The sequence below is a fragment of the Acinetobacter sp. NIOH-H-8 genome (assembly GCF_046635365.1).
Lineage (GTDB): Bacteria > Pseudomonadota > Gammaproteobacteria > Pseudomonadales > Moraxellaceae > Acinetobacter.
In genome coordinates this window covers 37,463-58,865 of the sequence record NZ_JBHDVN010000009.1, presented here as the reverse complement: position 1 = coordinate 58,865, position 21,403 = coordinate 37,463, and the positions used below count along the sequence as shown (strand labels likewise).

Below are 21,403 nucleotides of genomic sequence, written 5' to 3'. Positions count from 1 at the left end.
AACAATGATTTAACCACTATGCTTGTTTAAGATTTGCTGGGCTGCCTGTTCTACCTGCTCAATTACGGCTTTCAGTTCATCCAGATATTTCAATACTTCCTGAACAAAACTGTCATCAGCCTTACGGCGTTCCTTACGCAAGGTCGAGACAAACTGCTCAAAACTTCCGGTAACTTTTTGCAGAGTCGGTGTGCCGACATAACGAGTAGCCCCATAGAGACGGTGCAAAACATGTTCCAGCTGCGGAAAATCTTCCAGCTCAATTAATTGCTCAATTTCATCCAGCTCTTTTTCAAAACTGTCGACCAGCATGCTGAGCAGATCGACTGCCAGATCTTCTTTATTGGCCGCCAGTTGCAGGCTTTGCTGCCAGTCCAGAATATTCGGATCTAGCGCATCAATGACATTGGCACGTTCCAGCACCGGAATCTTTTTAAAACTCTCAGTCGTCCAATGCGTCAGGATCTGCACGATCTGATCAATCTGAATAGGCTTAGTGACATAATCATCCATACCATTTTGTAGCAGTTTCTGTTTCTCATCGGAAAGGGCATGTGCCGTCAGGGCAATAATCGGCAGACGCTGATGATTTTCAAAAGTTGATTCCAGTGAACGGATTGCACGCGTGGTATCGATACCGGACATCACTGGCATCTGGATATCCATAAACACCAGATCAAAAGATGGCAGGCCCTGTTCATAACGACTCTGAATGATATCAATCGCTTCCTGTCCGCTAATGGCTTTGGTTGTGGTGACATTCAGTTCGGCCAGTAAGGCTTCTAGAACAATCAGGTTCGGCAGATGGTCATCAACGGCCAGAATATGCAGTCCCTGACCATTAAAGTCTTCATGCTGTTCCTGATCGAAGACGGGTTGATTGCCGAGTAGCTGAATCAGGGCACTACGACTCAGGGGCTGATGCAGGGCACGGGCACGATGGTCATTCAGCATGTTCGGATCAAGCTGCATCTGATAACCATACACAGCCAGATGTCCCTGATAGCGAGAGCGAATCTCTGTCAGTAGAGCCTGGCTATCGCCACTATGGTCGACAATCAGCCAGGTATTCTCGATATTTTGTAAATGGTTCAGACGACTGAACAGATCCAGAATGGACGTCGACTCAATATGTTTGACGCGATAATTTTCCAGATAATGTCTCAAAACATTCGCTGTTGCCGGATGGGCAAGATAAGACACAACGGTCAGATCACTGAAGTCCGGATGTTCATGAACAATATCTTCATCCACCGGGAATTGGGCGGTAAACCAGAAGGTTGAGCCTTTTTCTGTTGGAGCGCGTTCCTGGTTATCTTCAAAGCCGATTTGACCATGCATCAGGTGAACCAGCTGTTTAGAAATGGCCAGTCCTAGACCTGTACCACCGAATTGGCGGGTGACCGAGGTATCGCCTTGCGAGAACGATTCAAACAGTTTCTTGCGGTCAGTTCCGCTCAGGCCAATGCCGCTGTCCTGAACGCTAAAATGCAGCAGACACTGCCCAATATCATCGTGCTCCATGCGTGCCCGGACAATGATTTCGCCATCAGGAGTAAACTTGATCGCATTGGAAATCAGGTTGGTCAGAATCTGTTTAAAGCGCAGTACATCACCAATCACATGTTTTGGCACATTGTCTGCAAAATAGAATGCCATATCGATATGCTTCTGTGCAGCCAGTGGCGAGAGCATATCCATCACATCGAAAATAGCTTCTTCCAGATCAAAAGGTGCGGTTTCCAGTTCCAGTTTGCCAGCATCAATCTTGGAGAAATCCAGTACATCATTGATCAGGGCCAGCAGATGTGCAGAAGATTTGCGGATGGTCTGCAAGTACAGGCTTTGCTCATTGCTAAGATTGCCTTGACGCAGCAGCAGGTGAATAAAACCATCAATACTATTCAGTGGTGTACGTAATTCATGGGAAATATTGGCCAGAAACACCGACTTGGCCTGGTTAGCCGAAATCGCCTGGTCACGTGCCTGACGATAAGTAATATTTTGAACTTCTAAAGTATCTAGAGTACGGCGCAAATCATCTTCAGTCTGTTCGGTATGCTCACGCAATTCCAGAAAACTGAAATGCAGACGTTTCACCACATTGGCAATATCACGCTGCAAAAGACGCAATTCACCGGTACTGTTAATTACCATATGCTGATCTAGGGTATCGGCATTTAGGCGTTGTAGCTGCATGCGAATTTCATACATTGGCGCAATCCAGCGACGAGAATAGAAATTCAGACATAATAACAAGAGCAATAAGGTCAATAAGCCGGTCGCAATCAAAACGATCAGAACCCGGTAGCGGGCAATTTCTAAGGGCTGATTGTCCAGTTCAATCGCCAGCCAGCCTGCATTCATGCCATTTTCATTTACTTTGACTGCATAAATATGATTACTTTTATCTAATATCGGGCCAACAAAATTGCCATCTTTTTTAAAGTCCGGCCAAGGCGCCTGTTCCTGAAAACCAATGCCGAGTTTACTTTTGCCATTTTCATCCAGAATAGCCGCACGAACCAGATGCTTTTCATTCAGCATATTTTGCATGGCGTCATGAGCTTGTTCATATTGCCATGGATAAAGGCTCAAAATGTCCAGCGCATATTCAGAAGTGGCCTGAAAACGGGTCAGAATCGCAATGGCCATCTGCTTTTGCTGGGCACGGGCCGCATTGGAAGTTTCCGAGATGACCAGAGCAGCACCAACACAGGCCAGAATAGTAATGGGTACAAAAATCAGTGCAATCAGCTGTCCATAAGCATGATTTAAGTGTAGGCGTTTAAACAGCTTTTTATTGATATTTGACATGATTCAAGCAGTATTTTCCTTATGCTTTGCATATTAGCATGCTTTAAATCTACTGTTAAAATTTCAGTATTATTTTTCTAAAGCTTCAGATTAAGGCAGAAAATAAGAACCATTGCGCTGAACAATCATTATGGGTGTTTGAGTAAATCTTTTCAGGGGTAGAGGTAAGCTAAGTTACTGTCATGATTAAGGAGTTTTATCAAGCTAAAACAGGATGAATTGGCCATGCCGATTGTGATTTATACAGTTTTATGCAAAAGCATTGCTATAAATGGGTGCAGGGAAATGCATTTTTTCATACAATAGCCGCACCTCGATATAGGTGCAAATAATGAGTAATACCACCCCTGATTTTCAAGCAGACGAATTTTTACTGGACCATTATGTAGGCAAAACGCCACTGGTGCGTTTGCAGCGTCTGGCTAGTCACACTCAAGCCACAGTACTTGCAAAACTCGAAGGAAATAATCCGGCAGGCTCGGTCAAGGACCGTCCAGCGTATAACATGATCATGCAGGCGGAAAAGCGCGGACAGATCAAACCGGGTGATACCTTGATTGAGGCGACCAGCGGAAATACAGGGATTGCATTGGCGATGGTTGCGGCCATGCGTGGTTACAAGATGCAGCTGATTATGCCGAATAACATGAGCCAGGAACGTAAGGACGCAATGCGTGCTTATGGTGCTGAACTGATTGAAGTGACCAAAGAGCAGGGCATGGAAGGTGCACGTGATCTGGCCTTGCAAATGCAGGCTGAAGGTAAAGGTCTGGTGTTAAACCAATTTGGTAACCCGGACAATGTCGAAGCGCATTACCTGACCACAGGTCCTGAAATCTGGCAGCAAACAGGTGGCAAAATTACACACTTTGTCAGCTCAATGGGTACTACAGGTACGATCATGGGCGTATCTAAATATCTGAAAGAAATGAATCCGGATATTCAGATTGTGGGCCTACAGCCATCTGATGGTTCTAGTATTGCCGGTATCCGTCGCTGGCCAGAAGAATATTTGCCAACGATTTTTGATCGTAGCCGTATCGACCGTATTATCGATATTCCACAGATTGAAGCGGAACGCACCATGCGTAAACTGGCGCAAAAAGAAGGTATCAGTGCCGGTACATCTTCTGGCGGTGCAGTTTGGGCATCCATCAAGCTCGCAGAAGAAAATCCGGATGCAGTAATTGTATGTATTATCTGTGACCGTGGTGACCGTTACCTGTCTACAGGCTTATTCTCTGTACAAGACCCTGAATAATTTTTGAGAAATCTTTTATGCGCCTGCCTGTTTTAACTTTCGATATTGAAACCCAAACCGATCTTAAATCAGGCGCGCATCTGTTTGGTCTGGATCTGCCCGAGGCTGATCTGGATCAGGCCCTGACCAAGTTACGCCGTCAGGAATCAGGCTCGGACTTTCAGCGTCTGCCTTTGCATGAGATTGTCTGTATTTCCGGTTTATGGATGGATGAACAGGGTATGCGCCTGTTTTCTTTCAGCCGTGAACAATACAGTGAAGCAGAGATTTTAAAAAAATTCTTATCCATTTTTGAAAAGCGTCATCCAACTCTAGTCAGTTGGAATGGCTCACAATTTGACCTGCCGGTTATTCTTTATCGGGCCATGTATCATGGTTTATCTGCCCCAAGTCTGTTCGATCAGGGCGAAATCGATACGCAAAAGCGTTATAATAACTACCAGAATCGTTACCATCAGCGTCATGTTGATTTGATGGATGTTATGGCCATGTTTCATGCCCGTCATTTTCAGAAACTGGATGATGTTGCTCATTTACTGGGTTATCCAGGCAAGCGTGGTGATGGTGGCTATCATGTACCTGAATATGTACGTAACCAGCAATGGAACGCACTCACCAGCTATTGCGAAGGTGATGTGCTCAATACCTGGTTGGTCTATATTCGCTGGCTGTTGCTAAAAGGCCAGTTGATGTTGCCTGATTATCAGCATCTGGTGCAGAGTACGATTCAATATCTGTATACCCAGCCGCAACATGCAGATTTTTTATCAGTCTGGCGTGAAACCTCACAAAGAACTGAATTTACCCGTTTTGATTTTCCCATCTCCACATCCTAGGTTTTCATGAAACGTCGAGCACAACCACGTCCAGCACCGCAATCCGAGTATATTTTTCAGGTTGAATCACTCTCACATGAAGGACGTGGCATCGCTCACTATGGTTCACATCGGGATCATCCGCTTGAAAAGCATGGCAAGAAAGTCTTTATCCGTTATGCCTTGCCGGGTGAAACCGTTCGTGCCCGCATTACCCGTGAAGTCAAAAAACTGGAAGAGGCGGATAGTCTTGAGTTACTCAGTGAGGCTTCCGAGATCAGGGTCAAACCTGTGTGTCCGCATTTTGGCGTATGTGGTGGCTGCAATATGCAGCATATCCATCCAGATGCACAGATTGAACTTAAGCAGAATGTTCTGAAATCACATTTGCAGCATTTTGCCGGGATTCAGCCTGAAGAATGGTTGCCACCGCTACGTTCACAACGTGAAGATTACCGTCGTAAAGCCCGGATTGGGGTGCGCTATCTGCCTCAAAAAGACAAGCTGGTGGTCGGTTTTCGTGAAAACCAGTCCAATAAGCTGACTTCGATTGACCGCTGCATGATCCTGGATCGCGAGTTTGGATCGGTTACACGTCTTAAACAATTGCTCCAAAGTCTCGATGGTCAGGCAGATATTGGTCATATAGAATTGGCTATGGGTGATCATGACATTGCGTTGCTTATTCGTGAAACCGCAGAATTATCGGTAACAGATGTCAACCGATTACGCCAATTTACGTTAGAGAAAGGTTGGCAGCTTTATTTGCAACCTGCAGGCCAAGATTATTTGAAGCGGATTGATGAGCCTGAACAGGCAGCACGCTTACACTATGGTCTTGATGACTTTGATGTGGAATTCGGTTTTAATCCATTGGACTTCACTCAGGTCAATTCAACGATCAATCCGCAGATGGTGCGTTTGGCATGTGATTTGCTTCAATTACAGCAAGGCGAACGCGTTCTGGATCTGTTTTGTGGATTAGGAAACTTTTCTTTGCCACTGGCGCGCTGTGTTGGTGCGTCTGGTCAGGTGGTTGCGGTTGAGGGGAGTGAGGAAATGGTGCAACGTGGTGCAGAAAATGCTAACAATAATGGTATTGCACAAGTTTCGTTCTATTCACAAGATTTAACCAAAGATTTTTCGCACCAGTCTTGGGCAAATCAAGGATTTGATGCATTATTAATCGACCCGCCACGTGCTGGAGCAGAAGAAGTCATGCATTATATTCCTCAGTTTGGTGCCAAAAGAATCGTTTATGTGTCATGTAATCCCGCTACGCTCGCAAGAGATGCAGGGCTACTGGTACAACAGGGTTATCAGCTAACGAAAGCCGGTGTGATGGATATGTTTACACATACCGGACATGTCGAGTCGATTGCCTTGTTCGAAAAAGAAAATTAAATAAACGATCAAAGAGATGATGTATCTAAAAGTAGGAGAAGGGTATGGTCACAGTACGTGAGCAACTGCCTGGGCGGCTCAATGAGTTGTCACAGGAGGCGACTGTAGAACATGCCGAACAAGCACAGCAGGATCTGACTGAATGGTTAGATCGGGTTCGTGGCATATTAGACGGGGCTCCCCTGAAGCAGCTCGAAGAAGTTGCCCGTTTAACCTTAGAAAAAGAGCTACAAAGTACAGTTCAGCATCGCTCTAATACCTTCTATACCGGTATTGAAATGGCGGATATTCTCGCGCATCTCTATGTCGATGAAGATACCTTATCCGCTGCCATGCTTTACCGCGCAGTACGTGAAGGCGTCATGCCACTGGCAGAAGTGCAGGAAAAATTCGGTGAACAGGTCTACAGCCTGGTCAAAGGCACGCTGTCCATGGGTAAGCTGTCTGAGCTGATTGAAAAAAATAAACGCCTGGAAGATCACTTTAATAATAACCAGCGTGAACATCTGTCTGGCATTTACAAGATGCTGATTTCAGTGACAGAAGATGTCCGCGTCGTGTTAATCAAGCTGGCAGAACGTACCTATGCACTGCGCGAACTGGCCAATTCTTCACGTGAACGGCAAGAACGGGTCGCACGAGAAATTCTCACCATTTATTCTCCTCTAGCGCATCGTCTCGGGATTGCCCAATTGAAATGGGAACTCGAAGATCTGGCCTTCCGCTATCTGGCGCCGGAACGCTATAAAGAAATTGCCTCTCTGCTGAATGAAAAGCGTCTGGAACGTGAACAATATATTCAGTTCGTGATTGATACATTGCGTGAAGAGCTGGCAGAACACGGCATTGAAGCTGAAATTAATGGCCGGGTGAAGCACATTTATTCGATCTATCGGAAAATGAAAAGCAAGAGCCTGAGCTTCGACCAGCTGTATGACATCCGTGCGCTGCGTGTACTGGTGAAAAGCGTACCTGAGTGTTATCACACGCTCGGGATCGTACATCAATTGTGGCGACATATTCCGCATCAGTTTGATGACTATATTACCAATCCGAAGGCCAATGGTTATCGCTCTTTACACACAGCTGTGATTGCGGAAAACAAGTCACTTGAAGTGCAGATTCGTACTTATACGATGCATGAAGAGGCTGAACTTGGCGTATGCTCACACTTCAACTATAAGGAAGGTTCGAAAAATACCGATACTTCCTTTAATCATCGTCTGCACTCCCTGCGTGCAGTGATTGAGCATTATCAAGAACGCAATGAAGCCAGCGCACATAAGGATGAAGAAGAGGAAGTTGAAAATTTTGAACACATTCAAGATTTTGAAGGCTTTGAAAAAATCTATGTGTTCAGCCGTGATGGTGATATTAAAGAGTTGCCGCGGGGTTCAACTGTGCTCGACTTTGCCTATCACGTGCATACGGAAGTCGGCAACAAATGCTATGCAGCCCGGGTCAACCAGCGCTATGTGCCTTTAACCTATGCCTTGAAAACTGGTGAACAGGTCGAGATTCTGACCAAGAAAGACCGTGAACCGAATCGGGACTGGTTGGTTAATTCACTGGGTTATATCAAGACTGCACGTGCCCGTGACAAGTTACGTCACTGGTTCCGTCAGCAGGATCGCAGTAAGAACCTGGAAGTGGGTCGTGAAATTCTGAATAAAGAATTGGCACGTCTGGCAATTCATCCAAAATCAATTGATCTGGGTGATTATTGCAACCATTTTAATGTGAAGAGTGGTGAAGACATTCTGATTGGTCTGGTGAATGGTGATATCAGCCTGCATGCCCTGATCAATCAGGTCAATCGCCATATGCATCTGGATCAGGATGAGCCTGAACTGGTGCTGAAACCAGCCTTGAATCCGCGTGCCAGCCATACTTTATCTGCACATGGTATTCTGATTGATGGTCTGGATAACGTGGAACTGCATGTAGCCCAATGCTGTCAGCCGGTGCATGGTGAATCGATTGCGGGTTATATTACACTGAATCGCGGTGTAAGCATCCACAAGGTAGCTTGTCCGGATTATGTACGTATGATCTCGCAGGAACCGGAACGTGCAGTAGAAGCCGACTGGGAAATGCAGCCGACTCGTGGTCAGAGCGTGCAGATTGTGGTGGAAGCCTATGACCGTCGTGGTTTACTTAAGGATCTGACTCAGGTGATTTTCTCGGATCAGATCAATATCCGTCAGGTAAATACCATTTCTGAAGCAGATGGTATTGCTAATATGAAACTGTTGATTGAAGTCAAAGGTCTGGCTCAACTTTCCAAATTATTGGCCCGTCTTGAACAGCAGCCGGGAATTATCAGTGCCCGCCGTCTGGTACAAGGTAACTGATTCTTTTTAGGTATGATTAGAAAAGCCCGCAATTCAATTGCGGGCTTTTTTGTTATAAGGTGTGCTTAAGAGGGAAAAGAGCAAATAATAAACATGAGTGCCACGGAAATATTTGAACTGAGACGAAATAATCTGGCCAAAGTGATTGATCAGTTGATTGATAGCCAGCAGTTTAAAAATGGCAAAGAGATTTGCGAGCACTTTGGTCTGTCTGCTGCTTATATTACCCAGCTATTGAACAGTAAGCGCCAGATTGGAGAAAAGGCTGCACGTGAGCTGGAGCAGCAACTGGGTTTAGAAAGTTTAATATTGGATTGTGCTGAAGCCCTTGTCATTGAAGTGGCACCTAATCCTGTAAAAATGACTTTGTTCCAGATGCAGGTTGTTGAGCAGCAAGCCTTTAAAATGAAAGTTATAGATTCGGCAGAAAATCTTGTATCTTGGCTGAAATTGGAACCTCAGTATTATGCCATACAGGTCACAGGACAATATTATTTTCCGAGCCTAAAAGCAGGCTGGTGGTTGGTCTGTGATGAGCAAGCCGTATTACAGTCATCTGGCTTGGTGTGTCTTTATTTAATTAATGGACTACAACTCATTGTGGAGCTGATTTCGGAAAGCCAAGACAGCTATCAGATCCAAAGTCTGGATGAAAGCCGCAAGGTCAGTTTCCAGAAATCTGATGTAGCTAACATCCACCCTGTGATTGCCATAGTGCCTCAGCATTCAATTTTCTTAGACCAGAAATAATTCAGCCCATCATAAGATGGGCTGAATAGCGAAAGCTAAAACGGGCAGCTTATGGAAGCTGATTTTCGTCTTCAAATTCTGGTTTCACCTGAACAATAAAGTCCTGACGATTCAGACCGCGCCACAGGGCGAAGGCTGTACCGATATAGATCGAAGAATAGGTCCCGACAAAGACACCTACAAACATCGCAATCGAGAACCATTTTAGCCCAGCACCACCCATGATCATCATAGCCACTACAACCAACAACAAGGTTACAGAAGTATGAATGGTACGGCGTAAGGTTTCAGTCAAGGCAATATTGATAATTTCAACAGGTTCGGCACCACGGATCTTACGGAAGTTCTCACGAATACGGTCAGAAACCACGATGTTATCGTTGAGTGAGAAACCGATGATCGCCAGTACTGCTGCCAAAACAGTAAGGTCAAACGGCCACTGCATCATGGCAAAAATACCAATGGTCACGATGATATCGTGGAACAAAGATAGTACTGCACCGATTGCCAGTTTGAACTCAAAGCGGATGGTGACATAGACCAGCATCAGCAACAGGGCAAGGGCAACTGCACCCGCAGAACGCACATACAGCTCGTTACCGACCTGTCCACCGACTACATCGACCTTAGGCACCTGAGCCGCATTGCCTGGCAGCTGAACTGCTGCAGTAATGGCTTTGGTAAGGTCTTCTGCTTCAATATCTTCCTGAACCGGCATACGTACCATCAGGTCACGTTCCGAGCCCAGGGTCTGCACGACAGCATCGTCAAAGCCAGCTTTGCTGAGTGCCTGAGTCACAGCTTCCGATTTTACCGGATTGGTATAGTTCAGCTCTGCTGATACACCACCGGTAAAGTCCAGACCGAGGTTCAAGCCTTTGGTCGCAATAAAGAAGATGCTGGCAACCGTCAGGATGATAGAGAACACTGCCGCAGGCAATGCAATCTTCATAAACGGAATCACGCGCTCGTCTTCAGGGCGACCGTACTGTTTCTGATTCAGTTGAGTATTTTCAGTCATCATCGATCTCCTAAATGCTCAACTTTTTCAAGTTACGTTTTTTGCCATAGATGATCTGTACGATCGCACGGGTTACGGTAATCGCCGTAAACATCGAGCAGACAATACCAATCATCAGGGTGACAGCAAAGCCTTTGATCGGACCAGTACCAATTGCGAACAGAATGAACGCTACCAGGAAGGTAGTTAAGTTCGAGTCGAAAATGGTGTTATAGGCCCGATCATAACCGGCCACAATTGCCTGTTTCGGCGAGGCGCCCCATTTCATTTCTTCCCGTATCCGCTCACAGATCAGTACGTTGGCATCGACCGCCATACCGATGGTAATCACGATACCCGCGATACCCGGCAGGGTGAGGGAAGCGCCAATCCATGACATCACTGTCAGAATCATCGCCAGGTTAACAACCAGTGCGAAGTTGGCAATCACACCAAACAGACGGAAGAATACTACCATCCAGATTGCTACCAGAATGAAGCCGATTTGAGTAGAGAGTACGCCTTTATCAATATTTTCCTGACCCAGACTTGGACCAATCACACGTTCTTCAACGAAGTACATTGGCGCAGCCAGAGCACCAGCACGTAGCATCAAGGCAAGCTCAGAAGCTTCCTGAGGTGAGTCCAGACCGGTAATACGGAATTGAGAACCCAATACTGCCTGAATGGTTGCAGCGTTAATCACCACAGATTCGGTATATGGTGTACGCACTTCAGTTTGTGCACCAGTTGCCGGATCTTCTACGTAGCTGATTTTTTGCTTGTTCTCGATGAACAGTACCGCCATACGTTTGCCTACAGCATTACGTGTGGCATCTGCCATCAATTTACCGCCAGCGCTGTCCAAAGTAATATTAACTTCAGCACCGCCAGTATCTTGGCTAAAGCCAGAAGATGCATTTTGTACGCGTTCACCGGTCAAAATACGGTTACGGTTCAGCAATAACTGACGACCACTGTCCAGAGATTCATAAGCAAATGCTTGAGTCCCTGCTGGAGCTGTACCACTTAATTGACCAGTATAAGGATCGATGTATTGATCATTCAGATCAGACACTAGACGGAATTCCAGGTTCGCCGTACGACCCAAGACACGTTTTGCTTCTGCGGTATCCTGTACACCTGGTAGTTCAACCACAATACGGTTGCTGCCTTGAGTTTGTACCAGTGCTTCAGCCACACCTAACTCGTTAATACGGTTACGTAAAGTAGTTAAGTTCTGGTTCACCGCATAAGATTCGATTTCCTGCTTACGCGTATCGGTATAGTTGAGGCGTAAAGTCGAACCGGTTTCAGTCGCCACTGCCTGCTGGTTGAATTCATTGCCATTACGGCGCAGGAAATCCATGACGGCAGCACGATCATCATTATTGGCAAACTGCACAACAATGGTGTTATTGCTTAAATTCAGGCTATTGAATTTCAGGTTGTTATCACGCAGCTGACGACGTAGGTCAGTTGCAGAGGTGTCCATGCGCTGTGCAATCGCCTTGTCCATATCCACTTCGAGCAGGAAGTGAACACCACCGCGCAAGTCCAGACCCAGTTTCATTGGTTTGGCACCAATTTTCTGTAGCCATTCTGGAGTGGTTGGAGCAAGGTTAAGTGCTACGACGTATTCATCACCTAAACCACGGCGTAAAGCTTCTTTGGCTTTCAGCTGTGCTTCACTTGAATCTACACGTAATAAAGCAGCGTTATTACTAAAGCTATTGTCGTGAGTTGCAATATTTTCAGTTGTTAAAATCTGCTCTGCTTTTTGTACGATGCCTGCGTCAATCTGAGTACCGGCTTTGGCACCCGAAATCTGTACAGCAGGTTCATCTGGATACAAACTTGGCAGGGCATATAAAGTACTGACCACCAGGACAACCAGGATCAGCACATATTTCCATGCTGGGTAACGCATTCGTTTTCTTCTTAAAATGAAAAAGTCGTGCGGGGAGCACGACTAATTTTGATTAAATGTTATTTAAAGTGCCTTCAGGCAAAACTGAGATCACACTCGCGCGTTGAACTTTGACTTCTACACCGCGGCTCAACTCAACGACTGCGAAATCACCTTCAATTTTAGTGATTTTGCCCATTAAGCCGCCTGCAAAAACGACTTCGCTGCCTACGCCAAGGCTGTCAACCAGAGCACGGTGCTCTTTGGCACGTTTTGATTGAGGGCGCCAGATCAAGAAATAGAAGATTGCAACAAAAACCGCAATCATCAAAAGGTTAGCCATCAAGCTTGGTTGTTGTGCAGCTTCACCTGCAGCGTGAGCAGTCGAAATAAATAGGCTCATTTCATTTTCCTAAAATAAAAAACTGGTGATCAACTTGATAATAAATTGACATATTCTTGCAATTTACCCTGTCTTTTTCCTCAGCGCAAATGCTGAAAGATTAATCTTGTGGACAAGGTGGAACTTCTAGGCCACGACGAGCGTAAAAGTCCTGAACAAATTCATCAAAAGTTCCGTTATCCAGCGCGTTGCGGATATCTTCGGTAAAACGCTGGTAATAACGCAAGTTATGGATGGTACCGAGCATAGAACCCAGCATTTCTCCACATTTCTCTAAATGGAACAGATAAGCGCGGGTAAAGTTCTGACAGGTATAGCAGTCGCAATGTGGATCAAGCGGGCTTTGATCATGACGGTATTGGCTGTTACGGATACGCACCAGACCATCAGTCACGAAATAATGACCATTACGTGCATTTCGGGTTGGCATGACGCAGTCGAACATGTCTACACCACGACGGATGCCTTCAACGATATCTTCCGGTTTGCCGACACCCATCAGGTAACGCGGTTTATTTTCCGGCATTTTGTTCGGAAGATAATCCAGCACCTTGATCATTTCTTCTTTCGGTTCACCGACAGACAGACCGCCAATCGCATAACCGTCGAAGTCAATCTCAAGCAGGCCTTTTAAAGATTCATCACGCAGGTCTTCATACATCCCGCCCTGAATAATCCCGAACAGGGCATTTTTATTGTTGAGTTCATCATGATGATGCTTCTTGCAGCGCTCAGCCCAGCGTAAAGACAGCTGCAAAGATTTCTGCGCTTCTTCATGTGTCGCTGGATAAGGCGTACATTCATCAAAAATCATCACGATATCGGAGTTCAGCGTATGCTGAATTTCCATCGAAATTTCAGGTGAAAGGAAAACTTTTGAACCATCAATCGGTGAGCGGAAGGTCACGCCTTTTTCTTCAATCTTGCGCATTGCACCCAGACTGAAGACCTGGAAGCCGCCTGAGTCAGTCAGAATCGGTTTATCCCATTTCATGAAACCGTGCAAGCCACCATGCTGCTTGATGACTTCAAGGCCTGGGCGCAGATACAGGTGGAAGGTATTACCGAGGATAATCTGCGCTTTAATGCCTTCAACATCACGTGGCAACATGCCTTTGACGGTGCCATAAGTACCAACTGGCATAAAGACGGGTGTCTCTACTACGCCGTGTTCAAGCGTTAAACGACCACGACGGGCACGACCCGACTGACCTAATTTTTCAAACTTCATAAGAGTTCCAAATCAAGGCGAAAAAACAGTTCGCTGATTACTAATGCGAATTAAAGGGCGCTATTTTCCTTGATTCTGACTTTAAACGCCAGCATTGTAGAGAATTCACTCTGTAATTTTATTTATCGATGAATAGAGGAAAGATCAGGTGAAAGAGGTGAGTTTGCAGAAAACTGCTGTAAACGCTGCATGATTTCTTCCCGGCTCAAGGCACAGCTGCCGTCAGGTTCAGCCGCCATGGCAGCAATATGCTGGATCAGTTTCTGGATATAGATATTGCTGTCGATAAAATAAGATTCCAGCGTCAGTAAATAGGCATCTTGCGCCACTTGCAAATAGTCATAAGGCTCTATCGTGAGCATTTGTTCCAGGTCGATCAGGATGTCTTTGTCACTTTGCGAGAGTTTTAAACGCTTATTGACTGTCAGTTGAGACAGGGTCTGTCTGGAAGCTAAAAAGTCCTGCAATAAGCGACTGTCAGAATTGAGTTCAAGTGCAGATTGGCATTCACATTCGGGCTGGGTCGGAACGCTGAGAAAAAAGATAATCGAATCTAGATCCAGACCATAAGCTTCAGAAAGTCGATGTTTGGCTTGCTTAAAAGTTTCTAGCAATAACTCCAGGTGAGTAGCGGGAAGCTGTTTTTGCTGAGCTAAGACAGGATGGCCAAAACTATGCTGGGTTTTAAAATACTCTGCCAGCAAAGTTTTAAAAGGCATGAGTTCAGATTGTGAAGAGCTTTGGCTTTTATAGCGCCATTTTCGTACATTCCAGCGATCCCGTTCGGCCAGATATTGCTGTGGATCTTCAGGGTCCTGAAAAAAGCTACGTTCTGTGGAAATCGCCAGATCATCCAGCAGTAAAAATTCATCAAAGACCAGACTACAGGCATAGATTTCATCATCCTGATAGCGGTCATACAGCTGATAAAATTCCTTGACTAGCATCTGTTGCAAGTGTTCTAAATAATCCAGCATGATTTTTTATTCTTTTTATTGGGTTTTATAAGTGTATTGCTTTATCTCTCACTCTTTCATCATAAGCCAATGTATTGCAAATCAAAAACTATAAAATGTAATGATTTTTCTCAGTGGAAGTTTGGACGATAGTCAAAGTTCTGACTCACGGTCTGGTCACGGAAAGGGCGTACTGCTTTCTTTCTGAGGAACATATTATTGATAATATTGTGCGGGAAAATCTGAATCTGGTTATTGAAGAGTTCAACATTGCGATTGTAGATGGTAATTGCAGCACCGACATTTTCATTCTGTTCTTCAATTTCATTCATCATTTTCAGATAAATGTCATTTGCTTTCAGTTCAGGGTAGTTTTCAATCACCACATTCAGGCTGCGCATCAGTTCTTTATTCAGGTTTTCAACCCGTTGTAACTGGGCAATATCGGCATCCTGAATATTCAGGTTCATAATGTTCTGACGCAGTTCAGTGACTTTCTCTAAAGTTCCTTTTTCAAAACTGGAATATTGCTCAACCAGAGGTTGCAGACCATCCAGGATTTTTAGTTTTTGCCGCTCATAGCTGGCGACATCGGACCATGCACGAATAGTGGAGTTATGATGACGCACAATGCTGTTACGAATCATGATAATGGCAATAATGACCAGAAGCGGGATAATGACAAAAACAAAAAATCCCATAAAAGTAGTCCCCAGAAAAAAATAATTATTTTAAAAATTGCGTCAGATCAGTATGTAACTTTTCCAATTCTATTAATTTAAACGTTCTGAGATGGCCACGCAATGTGGAAATATCGGTAATTTTATCGTGTTTACTGGATACCTGAAATAAATCATGTGGTCCCAGATAACAGAGCATATGGCTCTCCGGGTGAAACAGTAAATCGCCCTGACGCTGTTCAAAAAAATCCGCCAGTCGAAGTACAAAACCAGGCGTGAGCAGTTTCGCCATTTGCATCGGGTCACTACCAAAGAAATTTAATTTCTGGTTGGTGCGAATGTCGCTGCTGTGCCAGGGATGAGCATAAGGATAATGAAATTTCTTTCTGGAAGTAGTCACGGCTAGCCCCTGAATCTGGACATCAAAGACAAATACCCCCCCAAAGGTCTTTATGTACCTGGGTCAGTTTGACCGGCTGACCTTCCTTATCGCGTACCTGAACTTCGTGCACATAATGATATTGAAAGACCAGAACCTGATGTTGTTGACCATCTTCATCTTCCCAGACAGTACTGGCATAGCGTGAAATTTCATTACTCAGAGAGCCTTGATTAAATACCGGGAAAAGACGTTTTAAATGGCTAATAAAATGTAGGGGATTGAGCGGAATCGAGATATGTTGTGGCTGCTTCTGAAAAGCCAGCTGGTATTTTTTGGCGAGCGCCTCATCTTCCAAATAGCGAATGACTTCATCCAGTGGCTTTCGATGTTCATAGCTGATATAAGCCCAGAATATTAGTAGACAGCCGAAGAAAACACCGCTTTGCATCCAGATGTTGGCAGGCGCTACAAAGATGCAGCCAATCAGAAAGAGTCCGATTCCGGCCAGAGCAAGCGGTAAATTATTTTCAAATTTTAAGCTAATTGGGCCGTTCCATGGATGCAAGCCATCCAATAATTCCTGATGGCTTTTGGCCTGACGACCCAGATCCCAGAGCCGGGCGATGTTGCGAAACACCACTGCATTTTTCTTGCGTCGAATATGAATGGAGTGCTGCACAGACTCGATCGGCATCGGGAGGGTTCCTGCTGATTATTGCGCTTGATCAATTAGCATGGCATCGCCATAACTGAAGAAGCGGTATTTGCTTTCAACCGCATGTTTGTAAGCATTCAGGATGTTTTCGCGATTAGATAGAGCTGAAACCAGCATGAGCAGGGTGGATTCCGGTAAATGGAAGTTGGTGATTAGACGATCCACCACTTTGAATTCATAACCCGGATAGATGAAGATTTGAGTATCACCGGTCCAGCCTTTTAGTTCACCACCATTGGCCTGAGCCGCACTTTCGGTCGCACGGGTTGCGGTCGTTCCCACAGCAATCACTTTATTGCCGCGCGCTTTGGTGGCTTTGATCAGCTCCATAGATTCATCCGACACCTGACACCATTCGCTGTGCATGATGTGATTTTCGATATCATTGGTACGAACCGGCAGGAAAGTACCTGCACCGACATGCAAGGTCACAAAGGTTTTCTGAATGCCTTTCTCTTCCAGTTTTTTCAGCAACTCTTCATCGAAGTGCAGGGAAGCGGTAGGAGCAGCAACGCTGGCCAATTTAGTCGGATCATTGAAGACAGTCTGATATCGAACTGTATCAATTTCTTCTGCTTCACGATTGAAATAAGGTGGAATTGGCAGTGCGCCGTATTGATCCAGCACATCCAGAATCGGCTGAGAAAATTCGACAATAAACAGATTTTCATGACGGCCTTGAACGGTGACTTTAACTTCATCTGGACCAATAAATAATTCTGCACCGGTTTTGGGTGTATTGCTGGCCTTGATATGACAATGCGCAATGAACTGATCCATCATACGCTCAACCAGTACTTCAACTGCACCACCAGAGGCACGTTTACCTTTCAGGCGCGCTTTCATCACTTTGGTATCGTTCAGAACCAGTAAATCGCCTTCATTCAATAAATCCAGAATATCGGTGAACTGGTGATCGTGATATTGGCCTTGTGCATCAAGGTGTAACAGGCGAGAAGCACTACGTTGTTCAAGAGGATAGCGAGCAATCAGCTCATCAGGGAGATCGAAACTAAAATCAGAAAGTTGCATGACAATTTACGATAAAAAAACTGCGGCTAGTATAAACTTTTTTCTTTTTTATGGCGGGAATTGCTCGATTATAAAACAAAAAAATAAGAATTGTTTTAAAATTAGGCAAATGTGTTTTTTCTGCGTTGACAAGTTTTTGAAACAGAGTAATATAGCCGTCATCCACTCCCGAGGTGGTGAAATTGGTAGACGCGGCGGACTCAAAATCCGCTGTCAGAGATGACGTGTCGGTTCGAGTCCGACCCTCGGGACCAAGATTCTGAAAAACCCCAAGCATATTAAGTCTTGGGGTTTTTTATTGCCTAAAAATAAGCATGTGGATGCGAACTTCTTTGATTGATCGCATTCTTTATCTTTAATTTGGTAAGGCATCTTTCAGAATAAGTACCTTAATCAGCACTTAAATACACTAATTGTCTTTATTCTGAATATAAAAAAAGCCCCACTCACCAAATTCTTCTTTCTCAATATTAAAAAAGAAATTTCAGGAGTAGGGCTGGATGCTAGGGTCTTAATAAATTAAGAAAATTCACCTTGAGAGCGTTCTTTAGCCCAGTCACGCAGGATAAATTTCTGCAATTTCCCGGTTGAAGTTTTTGGAATCTCGGTAATCACCACATCTTTAGGTACTTTAAAACGCGCCAGATGTTGCTTGCAGAATTCGATAATCTCTTCGGCTGTGGCAGTTTGTCCTACTTTCAGTTCGACAAAGGCACATGGTACTTCCTGCCAGCGTGGATCTGGTTTTGCCACCACGGCTGCCGTAAGAATAGCAGGATGCTGATAGAGCACTTCTTCCACTTCCAGCGATGAAATATTCTCACCGCCTGAAATAATCACGTCTTTAGAGCGGTCGGTGATTTTTGCATAACCATCAGGTTGACATACTGCTAGATCGCCAGTATGGAACCAGCCACCGGCAAAGGCTTCAGCAGTTGCTTCCGGATTCTTTAAATAACCTTTCATGACGATGTTGCCACGGAACATGATTTCACCCATGGTCTGACCATCATGTGGCACTTCCTGCATGGTGTCAGGATCAAGCACTTTCATGCCATCTTGCAGTGGATATGGTACACCTTGACGAGAATGCAGTTGTGCCTGCTCCTGAATCGACAGGTCTGACCAGCCTGCCTGAGATGCACAGAGCGCAGAGGGGCCATAGGTCTCGGTCAAGCCATAGACGTGAGTTACATTGATACCGATATTGCGCATGCCTTCAATGATTGCAGCAGGAGGCGCAGCACCGGCTACCATCACTTCGACACGATGATCAAACTTGGTCTTTTTCTCTTCAGGAGTATTGATCAGCATAGACAGTACAATTGGTGCACCGCAGAAATAATCCACTTTATGTTCAGCAATGAGTTTAAAGATCAATTCCGGATCAACCTTGCGTAAGCAGACGTTCGTACCACCATTGGCTGCCATGGTCCAGGCAAAACACCAGCCATTACAGTGGAACAGCGGTAAGGTCCATAAGTAAGTGGCACGCGGCATCATGCCACAGGCAATGATATTACTTGCTGCATTAATATAGGCGCCACGGTGATGGTAAACCACGCCTTTCGGATTGCCTGTAGTTCCAGAAGTGTAGTTCAGGCTAATCGCATTCCACTCATCATCCGGTAAATGCCATTCAAAATTGGCATCGCCTTGAGCCAGCCAGTCTTCATATTCAATCTGGCCGATACGGGTATCTTCACCCTCAAATTCCTCATCAGCCACGTCAATCACATAAATGTCTTGCTGTGGAACCAATGCCAAAGCTTCTATTGCAACTGCAGAAAATTCTGGATCGACCAGTAGTACTTTGGTCTCAGCATGTTCCAGCATGAACGCCAAAGTTTTGGCATCCAGACGGGTATTTAAAGTATTCAGGACCGCACCCGCCATTGGCACAGCAAAGTGTGCTTCAATCATTGCAGGTACGTTTGGCAATAAAACTGAAACGGTATCATTTTTACCGATGCCTAAATTTTGGAGTTGGTGGGCAAACTGACGGCAACGATTGTATTTTTCACGCCAGGTAATACGACGCTTACCATGAATGATCGCGCTTTGATTCGGGTAGATATAAGCCGCGCGATCGAGATAGCGTAAAGGTGACAGCGCTACAAAATTGGCAGGGGTGCGCGGTAATTCATCGTATGCCTTAACCATTGTAAAACTCCGTTCTATATTTATTTTTCATATCCTGTTAAAAAAGATATGCAATTCTTGGAAGTCTTGCAGTTATGCTTTAGTCGAGTGCGAATGCATAATTTTAAAAATTTAAATAATTGAATATTAATAAAATTATTTTTAAACACTGATTTTTTTGAACCTATGGGTTCCCATATTTGCCTTTTTAGGTATTTTACTCTAAATGGGTGTTAAAAATAGCCTCAGCCAAGGAATAATAATGAAAATACAACAGGCGAATGCAACATGGCGCAACTGGTCGGGAAGCCAGTACAGTTCTCCTCAAATTTTCGAGCCTAAAGAAATCAATGAATTGCAAACTCTGGTGAAGTCACATGCGCAGATTTGTGTGGTGGGTGCAGGACATTCATTCAGTGCGCTAGCCAAAACTGATGAGGTATTGATTCGTCTGGATCATTTCAAAGGTGTGATATATGCAGATGAAGCGACAGCTCAATGTACTGTACAGGCAGGTACACGTTTATATGAGCTGGGTGAGTATCTAGCTCCTTTTAATCAGGCTTTTGATCAATCAAGGCGATATTGACCAGCAAAGTCTGGCGGGTGCCATCTCGACCGGTACGCATGGCACGGGAATTGATTTGCCGTGTTTATCTGCTTTCGTTCAAGGCTTTGAATCACTGACTGCAGATGGCGAATTATTGCAATGTGATGAGCAGCAAAGTACGGAAATTTTTCAGGCGGGGCGGGTGACACTAGGCGGTTTTGGAATACTCACCAAAATCACCCTGCAAAATCGGCCGCGTTATAAATTAAAAGAACAGATCTGGTTGTGTTCATTAAAAGACATATTTTCCAATATCGATCAATGGAAACATCAGCATCGGCATATTGAGTTTTGGGCATTTTTACATGCTGATTAGGTCATGCTGAAAACACTGGATGAAACGGATGAACTCATTCAGCCAAGAAAATAAAGCTGGCCATCAGAAGACAGTTTACTGATGTTATGTTCTGAATTGACACGGTTATTGCCGTCTACCAATCCTTATCTGCAAAAGCTGCTCGGTGTTTTTGTCCAACCGACCTGTTTTGTGGATTGGTCCAGTCAGATTTTCCCCACACCGCGTAATACCCGATTTAATGAAATGGAATACCAGATTCCGGTTGAACTAGGCTTGCAGTGTCTGGAAGAAGTGCTGCATTGTCTAAGGCAGCATCGTGTGCCGATGTTCTTTCCGATCGAGTTTCGTTATGTCAAAGCGGATGACATCTGGCTCAGTCCATTTTATCAGCGGGATTCAGTTTCAATTTCTATCCATCAATTTTATAAGCAGGATTATCACGTCATTTTTAATCTAGTGGAACTGATTTTTCAGAAATATCAGGGGCGACCACATTGGGGAAAATTGCATAGCATGCATGCCGCATCACTGCGCGACTTATATCCAAGATGGGGTGAATTTATGGCGCTACGTCAGCAGCTGGATCCGCAAAAAAAAATGGCTGAATCCCTACTTAAAACAACTGTTTTTGGTTAAGTAACAGG

14 protein-coding genes, 1 tRNA gene and 2 pseudogenes are annotated in these 21,403 nt (G+C 44.9%); 7 read left to right on the top strand and 10 right to left on the bottom strand.

Going from position 1 to position 21,403, the window contains the following annotated elements; translation table 11 throughout:
• Positions 1–9: 9 nt before the first annotated feature.
• Positions 10–2,817 (bottom strand): ATP-binding protein, encoded by a 2,808-nt coding sequence (locus ACEWB7_RS05945; protein ID WP_411580494.1) that lies wholly within the window; start codon positions 2,815–2,817, stop codon positions 10–12.
• A 331-nt stretch (positions 2,818–3,148) separates the two neighbouring features.
• Here ACEWB7_RS05945 and cysM point away from each other — a divergent pair, with 331 nt between their 5' ends.
• The 5 genes from cysM to ACEWB7_RS05920 all read left to right on the top strand — a co-directional run bounded on the left by cysM (position 3,149) and on the right by ACEWB7_RS05920 (position 9,401).
• On the top strand, positions 3,149–4,078 hold the full coding sequence (gene cysM / locus ACEWB7_RS05940) for a cysteine synthase CysM (RefSeq protein WP_034702431.1): 930 nt from the start codon (positions 3,149–3,151) through the stop codon (positions 4,076–4,078).
• Between the two features lie 17 nt (positions 4,079–4,095).
• Complete coding sequence (locus ACEWB7_RS05935) at positions 4,096–4,914, top strand: 3'-5' exonuclease (RefSeq protein ID WP_411580493.1); 819 nt, start codon at positions 4,096–4,098, stop codon at positions 4,912–4,914.
• Between the two features lie 6 nt (positions 4,915–4,920).
• On the top strand, positions 4,921–6,297 hold the full coding sequence (rlmD, locus tag ACEWB7_RS05930) for a 23S rRNA (uracil(1939)-C(5))-methyltransferase RlmD (RefSeq protein WP_034702427.1): 1,377 nt from the start codon (positions 4,921–4,923) through the stop codon (positions 6,295–6,297).
• Between the two features lie 44 nt (positions 6,298–6,341).
• A complete protein-coding gene (locus tag ACEWB7_RS05925) occupies positions 6,342–8,651 on the top strand; it encodes a RelA/SpoT family protein (RefSeq protein WP_004783621.1) in 2,310 nt (769 codons plus the stop codon).
• A 93-nt stretch (positions 8,652–8,744) separates the two neighbouring features.
• On the top strand, positions 8,745–9,401 hold the full coding sequence (locus tag ACEWB7_RS05920; protein ID WP_034702425.1) for a hypothetical protein: 657 nt from the start codon (positions 8,745–8,747) through the stop codon (positions 9,399–9,401).
• A gap of 49 nt (positions 9,402–9,450) precedes the next feature.
• Here ACEWB7_RS05920 and secF read toward each other — a convergent pair whose 3' ends face one another.
• The 8 genes and pseudogenes from secF to queA all read right to left on the bottom strand — a co-directional run bounded on the left by secF (position 9,451) and on the right by queA (position 17,709).
• Positions 9,451–10,425, bottom strand: a complete 975-nt coding sequence (gene secF, locus ACEWB7_RS05915; protein WP_171069907.1) for a protein translocase subunit SecF — start codon at positions 10,423–10,425, stop codon at positions 9,451–9,453.
• A gap of 7 nt (positions 10,426–10,432) precedes the next feature.
• Positions 10,433–12,331, bottom strand: coding sequence for a protein translocase subunit SecD (gene secD, locus ACEWB7_RS05910; RefSeq protein ID WP_005233896.1), 1,899 nt, complete (start codon positions 12,329–12,331; stop codon positions 10,433–10,435).
• A 52-nt stretch (positions 12,332–12,383) separates the two neighbouring features.
• Positions 12,384–12,713: a preprotein translocase subunit YajC gene (gene yajC / locus ACEWB7_RS05905; RefSeq protein ID WP_004783613.1), complete on the bottom strand. Its 330-nt coding sequence runs from the start codon at positions 12,711–12,713 to the stop codon at positions 12,384–12,386.
• A gap of 100 nt (positions 12,714–12,813) precedes the next feature.
• Complete coding sequence (tgt, locus tag ACEWB7_RS05900; protein ID WP_004783611.1) at positions 12,814–13,944, bottom strand: tRNA guanosine(34) transglycosylase Tgt; 1,131 nt, start codon at positions 13,942–13,944, stop codon at positions 12,814–12,816.
• 122 nt (positions 13,945–14,066) lie between these two features.
• Positions 14,067–14,921: a DUF4303 domain-containing protein gene (locus ACEWB7_RS05895; RefSeq protein ID WP_034702417.1), complete on the bottom strand. Its 855-nt coding sequence runs from the start codon at positions 14,919–14,921 to the stop codon at positions 14,067–14,069.
• Positions 14,922–15,031: 110 nt separating this feature from the next.
• Positions 15,032–15,601: a LemA family protein gene (locus ACEWB7_RS05890; RefSeq protein ID WP_034702415.1), complete on the bottom strand. Its 570-nt coding sequence runs from the start codon at positions 15,599–15,601 to the stop codon at positions 15,032–15,034.
• A 25-nt stretch (positions 15,602–15,626) separates the two neighbouring features.
• Positions 15,627–16,656, bottom strand: a pseudogene (locus tag ACEWB7_RS05885) (hypothetical protein).
• Between the two features lie 18 nt (positions 16,657–16,674).
• On the bottom strand, positions 16,675–17,709 hold the full coding sequence (queA, locus tag ACEWB7_RS05880) for a tRNA preQ1(34) S-adenosylmethionine ribosyltransferase-isomerase QueA (RefSeq protein ID WP_034702413.1): 1,035 nt from the start codon (positions 17,707–17,709) through the stop codon (positions 16,675–16,677).
• Between the two features lie 167 nt (positions 17,710–17,876).
• On the opposite strand from queA, the gene ACEWB7_RS05875 reads away from it, so the two are divergent.
• Positions 17,877–17,963, top strand: a tRNA-Leu gene (locus ACEWB7_RS05875).
• A 265-nt stretch (positions 17,964–18,228) separates the two neighbouring features.
• Here the strand turns inward: ACEWB7_RS05875 and ACEWB7_RS05870 are convergent.
• On the bottom strand, positions 18,229–19,872 hold the full coding sequence (locus tag ACEWB7_RS05870) for an acyl-CoA synthetase (RefSeq protein WP_034702412.1): 1,644 nt from the start codon (positions 19,870–19,872) through the stop codon (positions 18,229–18,231).
• A gap of 241 nt (positions 19,873–20,113) precedes the next feature.
• Between ACEWB7_RS05870 and ACEWB7_RS05865 the strand changes: the two are divergent.
• A pseudogene (locus tag ACEWB7_RS05865) lies at positions 20,114–21,399 on the top strand (D-arabinono-1,4-lactone oxidase).
• Positions 21,400–21,403: the final 4 nt, after the last annotated feature.

What these genes read in the sequence shown, in the direction of transcription:
- ACEWB7_RS05925 (WP_004783621.1), top strand. Translation starts at nt 6,342, where the DNA reads ATGGTCACAGTACGTGAGCAACTGCCTGGGCGGCTCAATGAGTTGTCA.
- ACEWB7_RS05945 (WP_411580494.1), bottom strand. Translation starts at nt 2,817, where the DNA reads ATGTCAAATATCAATAAAAAGCTGTTTAAACGCCTACACTTAAATCAT.
- secD (WP_005233896.1), bottom strand. Translation starts at nt 12,331, where the DNA reads ATGCGTTACCCAGCATGGAAATATGTGCTGATCCTGGTTGTCCTGGTG.
- cysM (WP_034702431.1), top strand. Translation starts at nt 3,149, where the DNA reads ATGAGTAATACCACCCCTGATTTTCAAGCAGACGAATTTTTACTGGAC.
- tgt (WP_004783611.1), bottom strand. Translation starts at nt 13,944, where the DNA reads ATGAAGTTTGAAAAATTAGGTCAGTCGGGTCGTGCCCGTCGTGGTCGT.
- queA (WP_034702413.1), bottom strand. Translation starts at nt 17,709, where the DNA reads ATGCAACTTTCTGATTTTAGTTTCGATCTCCCTGATGAGCTGATTGCT.
- ACEWB7_RS05890 (WP_034702415.1), bottom strand. Translation starts at nt 15,601, where the DNA reads ATGGGATTTTTTGTTTTTGTCATTATCCCGCTTCTGGTCATTATTGCC.
- yajC (WP_004783613.1), bottom strand. Translation starts at nt 12,713, where the DNA reads ATGAGCCTATTTATTTCGACTGCTCACGCTGCAGGTGAAGCTGCACAA.
- ACEWB7_RS05935 (WP_411580493.1), top strand. Translation starts at nt 4,096, where the DNA reads ATGCGCCTGCCTGTTTTAACTTTCGATATTGAAACCCAAACCGATCTT.
- ACEWB7_RS05895 (WP_034702417.1), bottom strand. Translation starts at nt 14,921, where the DNA reads ATGCTGGATTATTTAGAACACTTGCAACAGATGCTAGTCAAGGAATTT.
- secF (WP_171069907.1), bottom strand. Translation starts at nt 10,425, where the DNA reads ATGATGACTGAAAATACTCAACTGAATCAGAAACAGTACGGTCGCCCT.
- ACEWB7_RS05870 (WP_034702412.1), bottom strand. Translation starts at nt 19,872, where the DNA reads ATGGTTAAGGCATACGATGAATTACCGCGCACCCCTGCCAATTTTGTA.
- ACEWB7_RS05920 (WP_034702425.1), top strand. Translation starts at nt 8,745, where the DNA reads ATGAGTGCCACGGAAATATTTGAACTGAGACGAAATAATCTGGCCAAA.
- rlmD (WP_034702427.1), top strand. Translation starts at nt 4,921, where the DNA reads ATGAAACGTCGAGCACAACCACGTCCAGCACCGCAATCCGAGTATATT.